Annotated in this window: 18 protein-coding genes and 1 pseudogene; 8 read left to right on the forward strand and 11 right to left on the reverse strand. The window is 71.3% G+C overall.

Translation table 11 applies throughout. The features are described 5' to 3' along the window. Window positions 1-6 precede the first annotated feature (6 nt). Genes AC3ETA_RS40470 through AC3ETA_RS40480 form a run of 3 tightly spaced genes read right to left on the reverse strand, consistent with a single transcriptional unit; the run spans window position 7 to window position 2,428 of the window. A complete protein-coding gene (locus AC3ETA_RS40470) occupies window positions 7-321 on the reverse strand; it encodes a hypothetical protein (protein ID WP_432197900.1) in 315 nt (104 codons plus the stop codon). Beyond that, the gene (locus tag AC3ETA_RS40475) at window positions 318-893 is read right to left on the reverse strand and encodes a sigma-70 family RNA polymerase sigma factor (protein ID WP_432197901.1); all 576 of its coding nucleotides are present in this window, start codon (window positions 891-893) and stop codon (window positions 318-320) included. The genes AC3ETA_RS40470 and AC3ETA_RS40475 overlap by 4 nt, the downstream gene beginning before the upstream one ends. Further along, window positions 890-2,428 carry a sodium:solute symporter family protein gene (locus tag AC3ETA_RS40480; RefSeq protein ID WP_432197902.1) on the reverse strand — a complete coding sequence of 513 codons (1,539 nt, stop codon included), beginning with the start codon at window positions 2,426-2,428 and terminating at the stop codon, window positions 890-892. Before AC3ETA_RS40480 ends, AC3ETA_RS40475 begins: the two co-directional genes overlap by 4 nt. 168 nt (window positions 2,429-2,596) lie before the next feature. Between AC3ETA_RS40480 and AC3ETA_RS40485 the strand changes: the two genes are divergently transcribed. Next, a complete protein-coding gene (locus tag AC3ETA_RS40485) occupies window positions 2,597-2,815 on the forward strand; it encodes a DUF3311 domain-containing protein (protein ID WP_432197903.1) in 219 nt (72 codons plus the stop codon). 59 nt (window positions 2,816-2,874) lie between these two features. Beyond that, window positions 2,875-5,028 (forward strand): carbon starvation CstA family protein, encoded by a 2,154-nt coding sequence (locus AC3ETA_RS40490; protein ID WP_432197904.1) that lies wholly within the window; start codon window positions 2,875-2,877, stop codon window positions 5,026-5,028. A 285-nt stretch (window positions 5,029-5,313) separates the two neighbouring features. Here the strand turns inward: AC3ETA_RS40490 and AC3ETA_RS40495 are convergent, their stop codons facing one another. The 3 genes from AC3ETA_RS40495 to AC3ETA_RS40505 all read right to left on the reverse strand — a co-directional run bounded on the left by AC3ETA_RS40495 (window position 5,314) and on the right by AC3ETA_RS40505 (window position 7,476). After that, window positions 5,314-6,108, reverse strand: a complete 795-nt coding sequence (locus AC3ETA_RS40495; RefSeq protein WP_432197905.1) for an SURF1 family cytochrome oxidase biogenesis protein — start codon at window positions 6,106-6,108, stop codon at window positions 5,314-5,316. 49 nt (window positions 6,109-6,157) lie between these two features. Next, window positions 6,158-6,391: a hypothetical protein gene (locus AC3ETA_RS40500; protein ID WP_037873332.1), complete on the reverse strand. Its 234-nt coding sequence runs from the start codon at window positions 6,389-6,391 to the stop codon at window positions 6,158-6,160. A gap of 80 nt (window positions 6,392-6,471) precedes the next feature. After that, complete coding sequence (locus AC3ETA_RS40505; RefSeq protein ID WP_432197906.1) at window positions 6,472-7,476, reverse strand: DEDDh family exonuclease; 1,005 nt, start codon at window positions 7,474-7,476, stop codon at window positions 6,472-6,474. A 197-nt stretch (window positions 7,477-7,673) separates the two neighbouring features. Between AC3ETA_RS40505 and AC3ETA_RS40510 the strand changes: the two genes are divergently transcribed. Further along, the gene (locus tag AC3ETA_RS40510; RefSeq protein ID WP_432197907.1) at window positions 7,674-8,384 is read left to right on the forward strand and encodes a VIT1/CCC1 transporter family protein; all 711 of its coding nucleotides are present in this window, start codon (window positions 7,674-7,676) and stop codon (window positions 8,382-8,384) included. A gap of 234 nt (window positions 8,385-8,618) precedes the next feature. After that, window positions 8,619-8,771, forward strand: a pseudogene (locus AC3ETA_RS40515) (alcohol dehydrogenase); the annotation flags it as partial. A gap of 41 nt (window positions 8,772-8,812) precedes the next feature. On the opposite strand, the gene AC3ETA_RS40520 reads toward AC3ETA_RS40515, so the two are convergent. From AC3ETA_RS40520 to AC3ETA_RS40530, 3 genes are all read right to left on the reverse strand, one after another. After that, window positions 8,813-9,817: a CopD family protein gene (locus tag AC3ETA_RS40520; RefSeq protein WP_432197908.1), complete on the reverse strand. Its 1,005-nt coding sequence runs from the start codon at window positions 9,815-9,817 to the stop codon at window positions 8,813-8,815. A gap of 103 nt (window positions 9,818-9,920) precedes the next feature. After that, window positions 9,921-11,288: a CoA transferase gene (locus AC3ETA_RS40525; RefSeq protein WP_432197909.1), complete on the reverse strand. Its 1,368-nt coding sequence runs from the start codon at window positions 11,286-11,288 to the stop codon at window positions 9,921-9,923. A gap of 23 nt (window positions 11,289-11,311) precedes the next feature. After that, window positions 11,312-12,844 carry a S8 family serine peptidase gene (locus AC3ETA_RS40530; RefSeq protein WP_432197910.1) on the reverse strand — a complete coding sequence of 511 codons (1,533 nt, stop codon included), beginning with the start codon at window positions 12,842-12,844 and terminating at the stop codon, window positions 11,312-11,314. 388 nt (window positions 12,845-13,232) lie between these two features. On the opposite strand from AC3ETA_RS40530, the gene AC3ETA_RS40535 reads away from it, so the two are divergent. From AC3ETA_RS40535 to moaA, 3 genes are all read left to right on the forward strand, one after another. After that, on the forward strand, window positions 13,233-13,589 hold the full coding sequence (locus tag AC3ETA_RS40535) for a DUF485 domain-containing protein (protein ID WP_107907302.1): 357 nt from the start codon (window positions 13,233-13,235) through the stop codon (window positions 13,587-13,589). After that, the gene (locus tag AC3ETA_RS40540; RefSeq protein ID WP_432197911.1) at window positions 13,586-15,205 is read left to right on the forward strand and encodes a solute symporter family protein; all 1,620 of its coding nucleotides are present in this window, start codon (window positions 13,586-13,588) and stop codon (window positions 15,203-15,205) included. The genes AC3ETA_RS40535 and AC3ETA_RS40540 overlap by 4 nt, the downstream gene beginning before the upstream one ends. Window positions 15,206-15,353: 148 nt before the next feature. Beyond that, window positions 15,354-16,343, forward strand: a complete 990-nt coding sequence (moaA, locus tag AC3ETA_RS40545; protein ID WP_432197912.1) for a GTP 3',8-cyclase MoaA — start codon at window positions 15,354-15,356, stop codon at window positions 16,341-16,343. On the opposite strand, the gene AC3ETA_RS40550 is transcribed toward moaA, so the two are convergent. Together AC3ETA_RS40550 and AC3ETA_RS40555 are read right to left on the reverse strand one after the other, a co-directional pair. Then, window positions 16,326-16,550 (reverse strand): hypothetical protein, encoded by a 225-nt coding sequence (locus AC3ETA_RS40550; protein WP_432197913.1) that lies wholly within the window; start codon window positions 16,548-16,550, stop codon window positions 16,326-16,328. The genes moaA and AC3ETA_RS40550 overlap by 18 nt on opposite strands. A 213-nt stretch (window positions 16,551-16,763) precedes the next feature. Continuing rightward, entirely contained in the window at window positions 16,764-17,162 is a 399-nt protein-coding gene (locus AC3ETA_RS40555; RefSeq protein WP_432197914.1) for a DUF3099 domain-containing protein, read from the reverse strand. Window positions 17,163-17,407: 245 nt separating this feature from the next. Here AC3ETA_RS40555 and AC3ETA_RS40560 point away from each other — a divergent pair, with 245 nt between their 5' ends. After that, on the forward strand, window positions 17,408-17,689 hold the full coding sequence (locus AC3ETA_RS40560; RefSeq protein ID WP_432197937.1) for a GlsB/YeaQ/YmgE family stress response membrane protein: 282 nt from the start codon (window positions 17,408-17,410) through the stop codon (window positions 17,687-17,689). Window positions 17,690-17,701: the final 12 nt, after the last annotated feature.

A 17,701-nucleotide genomic window follows, 5' to 3' on the forward strand; every position in this document is an offset into this window, starting at 1 on the left:
GGCCAATCAGGGGTGGGGCCGGGGGAGTGACGTGGCCGCCGGGGAACCGGTGCCGGAGAAGATGACGCCGGGCTCCGCGGGGGCGTGGTTGAGGACCCACAGGCCGATCAGGGTGGCCAGTGCGAACACGACCGTGATGAGGACGGCGAGGACGATCCGGCGCCGGCGTTCCCGGCGCAGCCACTGGCCGCGCGCCGTGCGATAGGTGTCGGGCGTGGCCTCCGGCACCCCGCCGGCGAGCGCGGCGAGCGCCTCGCGCAGCTCCCGCTCGGTGCGCTCCGCCGATGCGCCGGGCGACGGAGTCGTGTCCTGATGCGTCATCGCCGGGCCTCCATCGCCTGGGTCAGGGCGGCCAGGCCGCGTGCCGTGTGCGTCTTGACGGAGCCGCAGGAGATCCCCATCGCCGCGGCGATCTCGCTCTCCTTCAGCCCGAGCCAGTGCCGCAGCACCAGCGCCTCGCGCTGCCGGGCGGGCAGCTGCTGGAGCGCGTCGATCAGGACGCGCTGGTCGTCGTGCAGGAGCGCGGTGCTCTCGGCGGACGCGACGACCTCGTCCGCCGGCTTCTCGACGTGCTTGCGGGCCACTTGGAGGTGCCGTATCCGCATCCGCGTCAGATTGCACACGGTGGAGCGCAGATACGCCTCGGCCGCCTCGGCGTCCCGCAGCCGGCGCCACTTGCGGTAGATCTGGTAGTAGGCCTCCGCGACGACGTTCTCCGGGTCGTCGGCGCCGAGCAGGACGGCCAGGCGCAGCATCGAGGAGTAGTGCAGCTCGAACAGCCGGGCCAGGCCGGCTTCGCGCGCCGCGTCGGCCGGGTCGCTCGCGGCCGGGGCGAGGGGGACGGCGGCGGCCGGTATCGCGGCACCGCTCTGCGGTCTCAGATGCTGTCTCACGGGTTGTTCGCTCCCGTCTCGGGGCGCCGCCCGACGTTCAGGCGCGACGGCAGGTCGGTCAGATCGGCGCCGCGCGGGACGCCGAGGCGGCTGAGCACCGCGGTCCCCGCCACGACGACGGTCAGATTGAGGAACAGCGCGGCGAGCCCGGCGTAGATCTCCGGTCCCGGGCCGAGCGGCACGATCGAGGAGAAGCCCTGCCGTACGACCATGAAGGTCCCCGCCACCATGCCCACGCCCCACCCGGCGAGCAGCGCCCGCGGATGCAGCCACGAGGTGAACAGCCCGATCGCGACGGCCGGGAAGATCTGGAGGATCCACACCCCGCCGAGCAACTGGAGGTTGATGGCGTCCTGGTCGCGCAGCCCGAACACGAACGCCACCGCGCCCACCTTCGCGGTCAGCGACACGGCCTTGGCGATGCGCACCTGCCGCTTCGGCGTGGCCGTCGGATGCACGTACTCGACGTACACGTTGCGTACGAAGCCGGTGGCGGCCGCGATCGACATCACCGCCGCCGGGACCAGTGCCCCCACGGTGATCGCGCCGAACACCAGCCCCGCGAGCGGCGCCGGCATCAGCCGGTCGACGAGCATCGGTACGGCCGCCTCGGCACCGCCCTCCGGGGCGCGCACCCCCGTCGCCAGGGCCGCGATGCCGAGGAAGCCGAACAGGGCGAGCAGCCCGGTCCAGGCGGGCAGCGCCACGGACACCTTGCGCAGGGTGCGCGGGCCGTCGGCGGCGAACCCGGCGGTCAGCACATGCGGGTACATCAGCAGGGCGAGCGCGGAGCCGAGGGCGAGGGTGGCGTAGGCCGGCTGCTGCTCGGGGGTGAGGAGCAGCGCCGGGCCGCCGAGGCGTTCGGCGGCGCCGTCGAAGACGGGACCCGGGCCGCCGAGCCGTTCCAGGACCAGCCAGGTCACCGCGGTCAGCGACACGAAGACGGCCACGGCCTTGAGCGCGGAGATGACGGTGGGGGCGCGCAGCCCGTGCCGGTAGGTGGCCACGGCCAGCCCCGCGAACAGCGCCACCATCACCAGATCACCGGCCGCGCCCCGCGGATACACGCCGCCGGCCGCGAGCACCGCCCGGATCCCGAGCAGTTGCAGCGCGAGATACGGCATCGTCGCGAGGATACCGGTCAGCGCGACCACCAAGGCCAGCGGCGGTGAGCCGTACCGGCCGCGCACGAAGTCGGCCGCCGTGACATAACCGTGCCGGCGGGCCACCTCCCACAGCCGGCTCAGCAGCACGAAGGCCAGCGGGCAGACGATCACCGTGTACGGCACCGCGAAGAAGGCGGGCGCGCCGTTGCCGTAGGCGAGCCCGGGTATCGCCGCGAAGGTGTACGCGGTGAAGATCGTGCCGCCGAGCAGCAGCCAGGTCCACAGCGGGCCGAGGCTGCGGTCGGCCAGTGCCCAGCCCTCCAAGGACGGCAGCCGGTCGCTCGGGCTGAGGCGCCGCGCGGTGACGGCGAGCAGCGACGCTCCGCCGATCACGGCGAGAAACGTCGCGGTCATGGCGCCGTCGGCCATGGGTCACCGTCCTTGGTGTGCCTGTACCCCTGCGCATGAGTTGCGCGAACCGCCGGAACGGAGGACAGGGAACCGGCGGAAATTTTTCCGGAATCCGGCTGTCAACCGGTTCCGGGAGGTGGGCAACTCTTGCACAGACCCACAGCGAGCGGGAGAGGAGCGCAGGTCATGGCACGGACCGGGCATCACCGGCTACGGCACGTCGCGATCGCCGTACTGCTCCTCGCGCCCGCCGCGGGTCTGCTGTGGGTCCCCTGGTACGCCGGTGCCGCACCGCGGCTGGCCGGGACGCCGTTCTTCTACTGGTACCAGCTCGCCTGGGTGCCGGGGTGCGGCCTCTGCCTGCTCGCCGCGTACGCGCTGACGGACCGACATCGACATCGCTGAGCCGCAATTCCCTTCCTGCTGCACCCCCGCTGTCCCACCTGTTCAGGTCAGGAGCCGCCATGCCCGTATCAGCCATGCCCGAATCCGGTAGCCCGACGCCGGAAAGACCCCGGATGTCGCGGAAGTCCCTCGCGATCTGGACCGCCGTGGCCCTCGTCGGCGCCCTCGGCTGGGCCGTGCTCGCGCTGTCCCGGGGCGAGGAGATCTCGGCCGTCTGGCTGGTGGTCGCGGCCCTCGGCTCGTACGCGATCGCCTACCGCTTCTACTCGCGCTTCATAGCCCGCCGGGTCCTCCAGGTCGACGACACCCGCGCCACCCCCGCCGAACGCCTGGAGGACGGCGTCGACTACCACCCCACCGACAAGCGGGTGCTGTTCGGCCACCACTTCGCGGCGATCGCCGGCGCCGGCCCGCTGGTCGGCCCGGTCCTGGCCGCCCAGATGGGCTATCTGCCCGGGACGATCTGGATCATCGCGGGCGTGATCTTCGCCGGGGCGGTGCAGGACATGATCGTCCTGTTCCTGTCGATGCGCCGGGACGGCAAGAGCCTCGGCCAGATGGCCCGGGACGAGATCGGCAGGGTGGGCGGCGCCGCCGCGCTGATCGGCGTCTTCGCCATCATGATCATCCTGCTCGCGGTGCTTGCGATGGTCGTCGTCAACGCGCTGGCCGAGTCCGCGTGGGGCACCTTCTCGGTCTCCATGACCATCCCGATCGCCCTCTTCATGGGCTTCTACCTGCGCTATCTGCGGCCGGGCCAGGTCGTGGAGACCAGCCTCATCGGCGTGGCCCTGCTGCTGCTCGCCATCCTCGGCGGCGGCTGGATCCAGGACTCCGCACTCGCCGAGTACTTCGTCTGGAGCCCCGAGACCCTGGTCTTCTGCCTGGTCGGCTACGGCTTCGTCGCCTCCGTGCTGCCGGTGTGGATGCTGCTGGCCCCCCGCGACTACCTGTCGACCTTCATGAAGGTCGGCACCATCGCCCTGATGGCCGTCGGCGTGGTGATCGCCGCCCCGAACCTCAGGGCCGAGCCGGTGACGGAGTTCGCCTCGACCGGCGCCGGACCGGTGTTCGCCGGCTCCCTCTTCCCCTTCCTGTTCATCACCATCGCCTGCGGTGCCCTGTCCGGCTTCCACGCCCTGGTCTCCTCGGGCACCACCCCGAAGCTGATCCAGAAGGAGTCCCAGGTCCGGCTGATCGGCTACGGCTCCATGCTCACGGAGTCCTTCGTCGCCGTCATGGCGCTGATCGCCGCGTGCGTGCTCGAACCCGGCCTGTTCTACGCCATGAACGCCCCGGCCGCCCTGCTCGGCCCGACCGTGGACAGCGCCGCCGAGGCGGTGAAGAACCTCGGCTTCACCATCACCCCGGACCAGCTGACGGCCGCGGCGAAGGCGGTCGAGGAGGAGACTCTCGTCGGCCGCTCCGGTGGCGCGCCCACCCTCGCCGTGGGCATGTCGGAGATCTTCTCCGGGGTGCTCGGCGGCGCCGGGATGAAGGCCTTCTGGTACCACTTCGCGATCATGTTCGAGGCGCTGTTCATCCTGACCACGGTGGACGCCGGCACCCGCGTCGGCCGCTTCATGCTCCAGGACATGCTCGGCAACGTCTTCAAGCCGATCGGCCGGGTCACCTGGAAGCCCGGCATCTGGATCACCAGCGCCCTGGTCGTCGGGGCGTGGGGCTACTTCCTCTACGCCGGTGTCACCGACCCGCTCGGCGGGATCAAGCAGCTGTTCCCGCTGTTCGGCATCGCCAACCAGCTGCTGGCCGCCGTCGCCCTGGCCGTCACCACCACCGTCCTGATCAAGTCCGGCAGGCTGCGCTGGGCCTGGGTCACCGGCATCCCGCTGGCCTGGGACGTGGCCGTCACCTTCACCGCCGGCTGGCAGAAGATCTTCTCCGACAACCCCGCGATCGGCTTCTTCGCCCTGCGGGACAAGTACGCGCAGGCCATCGAGGACGGTCAGCTGCTGCCGGGCGCCACGGACATGGACGACATGCACACCATCGTGCTCAACAACACGGTCGACGGCGTGCTCATGGCGATCTTCCTGCTCCTGGTCCTCACGGTCCTGGTCAACTGCGCGGTGGTCTGCGTCCGCGCGGTCCGTGCGCCCGAGCCACTGCCGACGACCGAGGCGCCGTACGTGGAGTCCCGCATCGACGTACCCGAGCGGGACGGCGAGCCGCTGGTCGGGGCTCGGTCATGAGGGCGGTGCGATGGGTGCGGTGGTACGTGCGTGAGCTGGCGGCAGTCCTGAGCCTGCGGCACCGGGAGGGCCGGCCGGAGGGCCGCTGCTGCTGATGCCGGTGGGCGGCTGCGGGTGGTTCGTGGACCGGCCACCGGCGACCCGCAGCCGCCCAAGGTCACAACCCCCACGGCGAGATCGCTACACCCCGGCGGGCGTCGACTCGGACCGCGGCTGCGGGTGGTTCGTGGACCGGCCACCGGCGACCCGCAGCCGCCCACGGTCACAACCCCCACGGCGAGATCGCTACACCCCGGCGGGCGTCGACTCGGACTCCTCCGGCACGGCAACGGCAGCGCCGCGATCCCGCGCCTCCCGACGAGCCAGAATCCACCACCCGATCGGCACGCCGGCCGCGAACAACCACCACTGCAGGGCATACGCGTAATTCAGCGGAGCGTTCTCGTTGCCCGGCTTGCCGATCAGCTCCGGAGTGTCCCCCTTCGGCTCGGGCGCCGTCTGCACGACGTACCCGCCGAGCACCCGCGCGTCCAGCCGCCCGGCCTCCTGCTCGCTGTTGATCAGCATGACCTGCCGGTCGGGCAGGCCCTTGAGGTTCTTGATGCCGCTCGCCTCGGTCGTCTCGTCCGGCATCAGCCGCCCGGTGACCGTGACGGTGCCGCCCGGCGCGGCGGGGACCTCGGGGAAGGCGGTCTGGCTCGGACCGTCCGCGGGGATCCAGCCGCGGTTGACCAGCAGCACCTTGCCGTCCGTCAGTACCAGGGGCGTCAGGACGTGGAAGCCGACCTCCTCGTCGGCGTTGACGCGCCGCCTGACCACGACCTCGTGCTCGGTGTCGAAGCGGCCCCGCGCGGTCACCGTGCGATACCGCTCCTTGGAGGTGACCGTGTGCCCCGGGGCCGTCAGCTTCTCCACCGGTACCGGCTTCGACTCCAGCGCGTCGGCGACCAGCTGATTGCGGGCGCTGCGCTCCTCGTAGCGGTGCATCTGCCACAAGCCCAGCCGGATCATCGTGGGGATGAGGATCAGGGCGACCAGCGTGAGGATCACCCACTGCCGGGACAACAGGAAGCGGTACACCCCACGACCGTACAACTCGGGCGTGGGGTGCTCTCAGCCGGGTACCTGCTCACACCTTGTCGACGATCCCCGCCTTTCCTTCCGCGCGAGCGCAGTGGGCGCCGCAGAACCATTGACCGTCGACCTCGACGCCCTGCCCGATGATCTGCACACGGCAGTGCTCGCAGATGGGTGCCATGCGGTGGATCGCACAGGAGAAGCAGTCGAAGACGTGCACCGCGCCCTGCGCGTGCACCTCGAAGGTCATGCCGTAGTCGTTTCCGCAGACTTCACATGTCGCCATGCGCCACAGGGTGAGCGGTCATCGCGGCGCGCGCCGGGACGGCCCCGGGCGAGTCGCCCGGCAATCACCCGTCCGTACGGTCACCGCTCCGACGCCGGTTCCACGTCCCGAAGGAGCTGTCCGAACGCCGCCTCGTCCACCACCGGCGTCCCGAACTGGCGGGCCTTGACCACCTTCGAGGTGCCCGAGTCCGGGTCGTTGGTGACGAGCAGGCTGGTCAGCCGGGACAGGCTCGTGGCCACATGCAGCCCGGCCTCGACCGCGCGGTCCTCCAGCAGGTCGCGCTCGATCGACGTGTCCCCGGAGAAGGCCACCCGCATGCCCTGTTTGAGCCTCTTGCCGTCTTCGTACCGGCCTGGGTTGGGATAGGGGCAGGCGGGCCTTTTGCGGGACGGGCGCCAACTGGTCGGCCGGTAGCCACCGCTGTAGCCGCCGTAGCTCCCCGCCTGCTGTCCGATCCGGGGCGCGGCGGTGTCCCGCCACTCTGTCAGCGGCCGGCACTCCTGGAGCGGCAGCCGCACGCTGCCCGCCGCCGCGGCCCGCAGGCTCGGCCGGAACGCCTCGGCCAGCACGCGTGCGTCGTCCAGCGCGTGGTGCGCCCGCTGCTGCACGACGCCGAAGTGCGCCGCCAGCGACTCCAGCTTGTGGTTGGGCAGCGGCAGCGCCAGCTCCTTGGACAGCGCGATGGTGCACAGCCGCTGCCGCACCGGGGCCTCGCGCTGCGCGCGCGCGTACTCCCGCGCGATCATCTGCCAGTCGAAGACGGCGTTGTGCGCGACGAGCACCCGGCCGTCGAGCCGGGTCGAGAACTCCTCGGCGATGTCCTGGAAGAGGGGCGCCGACTCCAGCACGTCGCTCGTCAGACCGTGGATCCAGACCGGGCCCGGGTCACGCTCCGGGTTGATCAGCGTGTACCAGTGGTCCTCGACCTGGCCCTGTGCGTCCAGCCGGTAGACGGCCGCGGAGATTATCCGGTCGTCCCGGGCCAGGCCGGTGGTCTCCACGTCAACGACCGCGTACCCCTGGGGATACGCGGCCGGCCACGCTGTGGGGGAGGACGCTTCGGTCGTACGGTCTTCGAGCATGGTCACTGAGGATACGGGCCGCCACTGACACACCTCGCCGTCAGGTGCCTTGCCTCGCCCGCCTGTTCGAGCCCGGCGAACGCGGGAACGTCAACCGCGCGGCCGGCGCACGCCGTTGCCGTACGCCGGGCGGGGCCGCCGCCCGCGGTGGAGCGTCGGAACGTCCCCGATGCCCCGCGCGGTGCGATCCTCCGCATATGACCGAACCAACGCATGACGAGGCGCACGGCGGCCCGCTGGGGGAGCGGCTGAACTGGCTGCGGGCGGCCGTCCTCGGGGCGAACGACGGCATCGTGTCGACCGCGGGCCTCGTCGTCGGCGTGGCGGGCGCGACGGACGACCGCTCGGCCCTCCTCACGGCCGGGCTGGCCGGGCTGCTCGCCGGGTCGATGTCGATGGCGGCGGGGGAGTACGTCTCGGTCTCCACCCAGCGCGACTCGGAGAAGGCCGCGCTCGCCCAGGAGAAGCGGGAGTTGCGGGAGCAGCCGGAGGCGGAGCTGGAGGAGCTGACGGAACTGCTGGAGCGCCGCGGCCTGTCAAGGGACGTGGCCCAGGAGGCGGCGGCCCAGCTGACGGAACGTGACGCGTTGAAGGCGCACGCGCGCGTGGAACTCGGCATCGACCCGGACCTGCTGACCAACCCGTGGCACGCGGCCTGGGCGAGCTTCCTGGCGTTCACGGCCGGAGCGCTGCTGCCGCTGCTGGCCATGGTGCTGCCGCCGGCCGAGTGGCGGGTGGCGGTCACCGTCGTCTCCGTCCTGGCCTCGCTCGCCCTGACCGGCTGGAGCAGCGCCCGCCTCGGCGCCGCCGCACCGGGCCGGGCGATGCTGCGCAACGTGGTGGGCGGCGCACTCGCCATGGGGGTCACCTATGCGGCGGGGTCGCTGCTGGACGTGGCGGGGGTGTAGCGCTCGGGGCCGTTCTCCCGATGCCGTTTCCGCAGCTCAGCGCGGCACCCAGGACCCTCGAAGCGCGCCGGGTGCCCTGCGGGACGTGCGGTGGGAGACGCGCTCACCACCCCCTGAGCGCTCGTACGACGAAAGACGAGAAGGACCCTCGCCATGCGCGCCACCACCCTGCACGCCCCCTTCGACATGCGCGTGCAGGACGTGCCCGACCCCGTGGTGCACGAGCCCACCGACGCGCCGGTCCGCACCTGCATCCCCGAGCTGCTGCCCGACGTCCTGAACGCCACGATCGACCCGTCGCCGGTCTTCGGCCTGACCGTCGGCCCGGAGGAGGTCCCGGCCGGCAGCAAGGCGATGGACGAGCACACCGCCCTGAAGGTCCTCGTCGCCGACCGACCCCGGTGCGGGGCCGCTGACGGTGTGACGGTTCACCAGCGGATCGGCACCGGCAGCGCCGTCAGCAGCCCCGACAGCGCGACCACCACCGACAGGGCGACGACCTCCGCCCGTGCGGGGGAGCAGGCGGTCAGCGGGTCGGCCGCGCGGCTCAGCCGGATCCGGGCCCACAGCGCGAGCCCGGCCACGGCCGCCACCAGCAGCACCTTGGCCAGCAGGGCCCGCCCGTACGCCGTCCCGGTGAGCTGGTCGAGGACCGTGTCCGACGGCATCCGGCGCAGCGAACTCCACACCCCCGTGGCGGTGATGGCGGCCAGCAGTACGGCCGCCACGCGCGCGTAGAGGCCCAGCAGCGCCGCCCCCGCCTCCCGGACGCCCCACCCGCGCAGGGTCCGCAGGGCGTACAGCAGCCCGCCCACCCAGAGCGACGCGCAGGTCAGATGCACCAGCGTCAGACCCGAGCCGAGCAGCGGGCCGTACTCGGTCGTGGGGTGCGCGCGCAGCGCCTCGGCGATCACGACCGCGGCCAGCGGCCAGACCTGCGAGGCCGGCCGGCGCGAGAGGGCGCACAGGCCGGCCGCGGCGAAGGCGTTGACCTCCAGCAGCGCGAGCTTGCCGTCGCGCGAGGCGTACAGGCCGCCGACGTCGAGGTCGGCCGGGCTGTGCGGCACGAGGTTGCCGGTGGAGACGACCGAGGCGAGCCCCAGCGCGGCGACGAAGCCGACGCCCGCGGCGTACGGCGCCCAGCTGCGCGGCCGGACCGCGGGAGCGCCGGGCACGGACCGGGCCAGCCGGTCCACGAACAGTTCCCCCGACGGGACGCACAGCGCCGCGAACAGCACCGCACGCAGCAGCCCGATGCCACCGGTGCCGGGCGCGGCGGCCTCCCCGGTGCCGTGCAGCGCGGCCGACGGCCCGAGCAGCGGTATCAGCGCCGCGAGCGCCACCAGGGCGACCACGGCGACGGCCCGCGCCAGGCCGGGACGCGGCCCGGGCGCGCTCCCGTCGGACACGCCGGGGGAGGAACTTGTCGACATCACCTCAAGATCTTCACAAAGCGACGCAGAGCTGGGCAAGCGCCGGAAAACAAGTAGGGGCAGAGCATTCCGTCCTGGAGTACGGCTCCGGCGCCCCCTGCGTTCAGTCCCACCGTGCCGGATCCGCGCCCCACACCCCGGGCGGTCGCGCCCAGTCGCGGGGACCGTCCTCGAAGGACACCGGCGACCGGGCGTACCGCAGCCGCCCGAGCGCGCTGTCCCGCTCGCCGAGCCACGCGTCCGGCGCCTCGTACGCCACGTCCCCCCGCGGGCCCGGCTCGATCCCGTCCGTCAGCCAACGAGCCGTACGCGCCAGCGCCAGCCGTACGCAGCGCCCGTCCCCCTGCTCCGCCCGCTCGGTCAGCGCCCGCAGAACGGCCGCCGCCAGCAGATACCCGGTGCCGTGGTCGAGGGCCTGCGCGGGCAGCGCTCCGGGCTGCTCGGCGGATCCCTCGGTCGCCGCGATCCCGGTGGCGACCTGCACCAGGCTGTCGAAGCCGCGCCGCCCGCTCCACGGCCCGTACGCGCCCCAGGCCGACAGCTGTGCCACGACCAGCCCGGGCCGGCGCTCGGCCAGTGCCCGCGCGGACAGCCCGAACCGGTCCAGGGCGCCCGGCCGGTAGCCGGTGACGACGACGTCGGCCGCCGCGAGGAGCTCCTCGAAGGTGCGCCGGTCGGCGGCCAGGTCCAGCGTCGCCGAGCGCTTCCCGAAGCCCGTGTCGGTGTGCTGGTCGAGCAGTTCGGGCAGCCGCGGCGGGTCCAGGCGCAGCACGTCCGCGCCGAGCAGCGCGAGCGTGCGGGTGGCGACCGGTCCGGCGATGACCCGCGTCAGGTCCAGGACGCGGACCCCGGCCGCGGGCAGCAGGGGAGTGCCGTCGAGGGGCGGGAGCGCACGCGCGCGTGCCGTGTTCAGCCGCTCGTGCTCGACGAGCGGCCGCCGCGCCACCGCCGGCGCCTGCTCGTGCGCCGCCCACTCGCGTGGCGTACGCAGCGCCACGGCCAGCCCGCCGGCCGCGTACACGGCCTGCTCCACCTCGTGCGAGGACCGCTCGGCGAGCGCCGCCCCGATCGCGTCCGGATCCTCCTGTGCCACACCCAGCCCGGCCAGCAGCCCGGCCCGGTGATGGGGATAGTTCGCGTGCGTGCGCACCCAGCCGTCCGCCGTCCGCCAGAACTTGGACAGCGGCGCGAACCAGACCGGCGCGCGCCCGCCGACGAGCAGGTGCCGTTCGCTCACGAACGCCGTGGCGATCGCCCCGTCGTCCAGCCGCACCCGCGGCACCTCGGCCCGCCCGGCCCGCCGCGCCCCCAGCTCGGCGGCGGCCAGCGCGCACGCGCCCACACAGGCGCGCGCCAACTCCCGTACGGGAAGGCGCGCATCGAGCGCGCCCTCCCGCACCACGGTCGACACCCGCGGCAGCAGGGCGGCATCGCCGCCCACCGCGGACCAGGCAGTACCGAGTGCAGTCATGACCGCACTATGCAGTACGGGTCTCAGTCGACGGCGTCCAGGGCGTTCACGATCCCGAATCCGTAGAACCCGTTGACCCGCTTGCCGCCCACGCAGACCGCGTCCGGCGTGCCGTCGCCGTTCTGGTCGTACGACTCCGGGCAGCCCGGGTTGTCCGCCTGGGCCTTCAGCAGCGCCTGCAGCTGGTGCGGAGTCGCCTTCGGGTAGCGGGACTTCAGCAGCGCGGCGACGCCCGCGGCGTGCGGGGAGGCCATCGACGTGCCCTGGAGGTAGCCGTACTGGTTGTTCGGGAGGGTGGCCAGGATGCGGCCGTTCTTCGACGGCGTGTCGGGGATCTGGTAGAGCCGGTCGCCGCCGGGGGCCGCGATGTCGACCACGCCGTACCCGTACGAGGAGTAGTACGACTTGAGGTTCTTCACGCCCGTCGCGCTGACCGTGACGATGCCCGGCAGCTGGGTCGGCACGTCGAAGCACTGGTGCGGGTCGATGGTGCGCTCGACCGGTGTCGAGTCGTCGGGGCTGCTGTCGTCCACGAGCGCGTCGGAGTCGAGGTCGTGGTTGGAGTTGCCGGCCGAGGCGAGGTTGAGGGTGCCCTTGCGCTGGGCGTACAGCTGGGCCCGGTTGACGGCGTCCACGATCGCCCGCTGGTCCGGGTCGCCCACGCAGTTGTAGAGCCACGGGTCGACGTAGTAGCTGTTGTTCGTGATCTCCACCCCGTGGTCGGCGGCGAACACGAAGGCGCACACGACACTTTCGGGGTAGTAGAGGCCGTTGACGGGGTCGCTCACCTTGATGGCGGAGACCTTCACGCCCGGGGCGACACCGGCGATGCCGATGCCGTTGCGGGGCGCGGCGATCTCGCCGGCCACGTGCGTGCCGTGGGAGTCGGCGGTGGTGTACGGCCGCCAGGCGCCGGCGCCGGTGTCCGCCTTGCCGCCGACACAGTTCGCGGACTGGGCCGCGGAGAAGTTCGGGGCGAGGTCGGGGTGGGTGTCGTCGACGCCGTTGTCGATCACGGCGACGGTCACCTTCGGGCTGCCCGGGTTGATCTTCGCGGCCCGGTCGGCGCCGATGGCACGCAGGTTCCACTGGTCGGCCTCGAGCGGCTCGCTGTCACCGGCGGCGCCCGACGCCCTGGTGGTCCGCGTGGCCTGCTGCTCCGTCAGGACCTGGACGGGACCCTCGTCCGTCGTCCCGGCGGCGGTCAGCGGCGTCGTACGCGTCACGCCCGCCGACTGCACCCCGCGGACCTTGCGCATCGTCTCGGCGAAGCCGGCCTGCGCCGAATGGACGACGATCACGCCTATCCGGTCGTACGCGATCACGACGGTCCCCCCGGCCGCCTTGATCGCCTTGCGCACCGAATCCACCGTGCGGCGGTCCGGCCTGGTGTTCACGACATAGGCCAGTGCGGGCCCGTCGTCCGCGGCCTGTGCGACGGACTCGGTGGGCGGTGCCGCCGAGGCCGCCGTCGGCAGGAAGCCGAGCGAGGCGGTCAGCGAGAGAACGAGCGGGACGGCGAGGGCGAGTCGCCGTCTGGACCGCAGATGAGCCATGGGATCTCCACATCATCCGGAACCGGAACCGCCCGAGCCGCGTGTGGCGCTCGGGCAGGTACATGACGAGTGGTGCTGGGGCGAAGTTATCCCTGAACCTCCTGGCCAGCAATCCGGCCGAGACGACTTCGGAAAGAGACCCGGGGAGTTGAACCGGTCCTCGCGTGGCGCCGTGACCTTGTGCAGGAGGCGCGAGCACGATCGAGCCCCCCTGTTGGATCACCCGCCGGGGCCCTACCATCGCCAGCCGGCTCATGTGATCCATCTCACTGCTAAGAACAGAGCCGCCATGCCCGCACCCGAGCCGTCCCCGACCCCCGAGCCGTCCCCAACCCCCCAACCTTCCCCGTCCACCGTCGCAACAGCGCCCGCAACGCGAGGAGACTCCGTGGCTACCGACGCACCGCCCCCCTCGAAAGAGCAACATCAACTCCCCTCCACCGAGGAGTTCACCGAGGTGCAGCAGAGTGCGGAGTTCGGTGAACTGCGCCGCTCCTACCGCTCCTTCGCCTTCCCGCTGACCGTCGCCTTCATCGCCTGGTACCTGCTGTACGTCCTGCTCTCCAACTACGCGGGCGACTTCATGGGCACCAAGCTGTTCGGCAACATCAACATCGCGTTCGTCTTCGGTATCGCCCAGTTCGTCACCACGTTCCTCATCGCCTGGTGGTACTCGCGCCACGCCGGCGCCAAGCTCGACCCCAAGGCCGAGGCCATCAAGACACGTATGGAGGGCGGCGCATGAGCCCCGCGATGACCCTTGCCGCGAACGAGGCCGGCGAGCACCGGTCGCTGATCATCACCCTGTTCGCCTGCTTCGTGGTGGCGACCCTGTTCATCACCGTCTGGGCCGGCCGCCAGACCAAGGACGCCGCCGACTTCTACGCGGGCGGCCGGTCCTTCAGCGCCTTCCAGAACGGCCTCGCCGTCTCCGGCGACTACATGTCCGCCGCGTCGTTCCTCGGCATCGCGGGCGCCATCGCCCTCTTCGGCTACGACGGCTTCCTGTACTCCATCGGCTTCCTGGTCGCCTGGCTGGTCGCCCTGCTCCTGGTGGCCGAGCCGCTCAGGAACTCCGGCCGCTACACGATGGGTGACGTGCTGGCGTACCGCATGCGCCAGCGACCCGTGCGCACGGCGGCCGGCACCTCCACGATCGTCGTGTCGATCTTCTACCTCCTGGCCCAGATGGCCGGTGCCGGCGTCCTGGTCTCGCTGCTGCTCGGCATCACCTCCGACGCCGGCAAGGTCCTGATCGTCGGCCTCGTCGGCGTCCTGATGATCGTCTACGTCTCCATCGGCGGCATGAAGGGCACGACCTGGGTCCAGATGGTCAAGGCCGTGCTGCTCATCAGTGGCACGATCCTCATTACGTTCCTGGTGCTGCTGAAGTTCAACTTCAACATCTCGGATCTGCTGGGCAAGGCCGCCGAGAACAGCGGCAAGGGCGCCGCCTTCCTGGAGCCCGGCCTCCAGTACGGCGCCACCGGCACCTCCAAGCTGGACTTCATCTCCCTCGGCATCGCCCTGGTCCTGGGCACCGCCGGTCTGCCGCACATCCTGATCCGCTTCTACACGGTGCCCAACGCCAAGGCCGCCCGTAAGTCCGTGAACTGGGCGATCGGCATCATCGGCGGCTTCTACCTGATGACCATCGCCCTCGGCTTCGGCGCCGCCGCGCTGATCTCCCAGGACGAGATCATCGCCTCCAACCCGTCCGGCAACACCGCGGCGCCACTGCTCGCCCTGCACCTCGGCGGCGTCGATTCGGCCTGGGGCGCGATCCTGCTCGCCACCATCTCGGCGGTGGCCTTCGCGACGATCCTCGCGGTCGTCGCCGGTCTGACACTGGCCTCGTCCTCGTCGTTCGCCCACGACATCTACGCCAACGTCATCAGGAAGGGCCAGGCCACCGAGAAGGAGGAGGTCAGGGCGGCCCGCCTCGCCACCATCGGCATCGGCGCCGTCTCCATCCTCCTCGGCGCCCTCGCCCGCGACCTGAACGTCGCCGGCCTGGTCGCCCTGGCCTTCGCGGTCGCGGCCTCCGCCAACCTGCCGACGATCCTCTACAGCCTGTTCTGGAAGCGGTTCACCACCCAGGGCGCGCTGTGGTCGATCTACGGCGGTCTGATCGTCGCCGTCGGTCTGGTGCTGTTCTCACCGGTCGTCTCCGGCGACCCGAAGGCGATGTTCCCGGACGTCGACTTCGCCTGGTTCCCGCTGAAGAACCCGGGCATCATCTCCATCCCGTTCGGCTTCCTCATGGGCTGGCTCGGCACGGTCCTGTCCAAGGAGGAGCCCGACGCCGGCAAGTACGCGGAGCTGGAGGTCCGGTCCCTGACCGGCACCGGCGCCCACTGAGCAGGCCCCCTGAGCGGCCGTGTCGTAGGGATCTACGACGCGGCCGCGTCGCACGTCGTGGGATCGGGCCTGTGTCACTGTCAGTGCGGTCACGTAGGCTCACAGGTGACGGAAGTTGAAACTGGTCGCGTCGAGGGAGGGGGCCAACGTGCTCATCGACACCTACGGCCGAGTGGCCACCGACCTGAGGGTCTCGCTGACCGACCGCTGCAACCTGCGGTGCACGTACTGTATGCCCGAAGAGGGCCTGCAGTGGCTGGCCAAGCCCGACCTGCTCACCGACGACGAGATCGTCCGCCTGATCGACATCGCCGTCACCTCCCTCGGTATCGAGGAGGTCCGCTTCACCGGCGGCGAGCCCCTGCTGCGCCCCGGCCTGGTCGGCATAGTGGAGCGGGTCGCCGCGCTGGCCCCGCGCCCCCAGATGTCCCTGACGACGAACGGCATCGGCCTGAGGCGCACCGCGGCCGCCCTGAAGGCCGCCGGCCTGGACCGGGTCAACGTCTCCCTGGACACCCTGCGCCCCGATGTCTTCAAGACCCTCACCCGCCGCGACCGCCACAAGGACGTCATCGAGGGCCTCGACGCCGCGCGCGCCGCCGGCCTGACCCCGGTCAAGGTCAATTCGGTCCTGATGCCGGGTCTGAACGAGGACGAGGCCCCCGACCTGCTGGCCTGGGCCGTGGAGCACGACTACGAACTGCGCTTCATCGAGCAGATGCCCCTGGACGCCCAGCACGGCTGGAAGCGCGACGGCATGATCACCGCCGGTGACATCCTTGCGTCCCTGCGCACCCGCTTCGAGCTGACCGCCGAGGGCGCGGAGAAGCGTGGCTCGGCCCCGGCGGAGCGCTGGGTGGTCGACGGCGGCCCGCATGTCGTCGGTGTCATCGCCTCGGTCACCCGCCCGTTCTGCTCGGCCTGCGACCGCACCCGCCTCACCGCCGACGGTCAGATACGCACGTGCCTGTTCGCCAAGGAGGAGACGGACCTTCGAGCGGCCCTGCGCTCCGGCGCACCCGACGAGGAGATCGCCCGTATCTGGCGCCTGGCGATGTGGGGCAAGAAAGCGGGCGCGGGTCTGGACGACCCGTCGTTCGTCCAGCCGGACAGGCCGATGTCAGCCATCGGTGGCTGAAGGGGCCTCTTCCCATTCCTTCAACAGGACGACGTCCTTCAAGAACCCCCGCACCCCGAGAAACTGCGACAGATGCTCGCGATGTTCCTCGCACGCGAGCCAGGTCTTGCGCCGCTCCGGCGTATGAATCTTCGGGTTGTTCCACGCCAGTACCCACACGGCATCGACGCGACATCCCTTGGCAGAACAAATGGGTGTCTCACTCACGGATTCATCTCACAAGTCGCGCACAAAAAGGCGACGCCGAGCAGCCACGGGGGGAGCTGCCCGGCGTCGGTCCGTCGCTCCGACGGGGGATGCGGAGCGCCTACGAAGTATGTCACGGGTAACCCGTCGCCCGGCACCGGAACAACACGATTGATCTGAGCTTTTCCTGAGCTTGGCGCGGAGTCGTCTTTCGGAACCCGCCGGTCCGCAGCATCACGACCCGTCGTGCGGTTTGCTTTGTGCGCCGGGTGCCGAGTCGTCCACCACATCTTCCGGGGCCGATTCCGCGAAACCGTCGTTCGTCCGCGGCGGCGCGATCATCGTCCGCATCGGCGAGCTCACGAACGTCGACGGCAGAGACGGCGCATTTTCCCGCCCCGCGTTGGCGACCACCACCGCGATGTACGGCAGGACCGCGCCGAGCACCAACGCCACGATCGCGACATGCCGTTCCACGTTCCACAGCGAGGCCGCGAGGATCACCGAAAGCGTGCGGATCGACATGGAGATGATGTACCGACGCTGCCGGCCGCGCACATCCTCCTGGAGACCCGTGCGGGCCCCGGTGATCCGGAACACCTCGGTGTTGCCGCTCGCGTGCAGCTTCCGCATCACATTCCACCATCCGCCCGCATCGGACTGTTCCCCTGCCCGTGCCCCTCTGTCCCCGGTCGGGGGCCCGTCCCGGGACACCCTCCACGTTACGCCTCGCCTGCGCCGCCTACGAGACCGGGGCCCCTGCCACCTGGGGGAACGCAGTGAGCCGTAACGCGTACGGCGGCACCCCGCATGCGGCGTACCAGGGCCGGACCAAGACTGGGCCTACTGCTCACCCCGAGCCGTACGAGGAGGCAGCCATGGGCTGGTTGTGGGCGATCATCGTGGGATTCGTACTGGGCCTGCTGGCCAAGTTGATCATCCCCGGCAAGCAGCACAGCCCGCTCTGGCTGACCACGATCTTCGGCATCCTCGGCGCCATCGTCGGCAACTCCGTCGCCCGCGCGTTCGGCGTCGAGTCCACCCGCGGCATCGACTGGAGCCGGCACATCTTCCAGATCGTCGCCGCGGTGATCATCGTCTACCTGGGCGACATGCTCTACGCGGCAACGATCGGCAGGAAGAAGACGCAACAGACGTAACTGATCAGGGGC

This window comes from Streptomyces sp. bgisy027, from assembly GCF_057710365.1.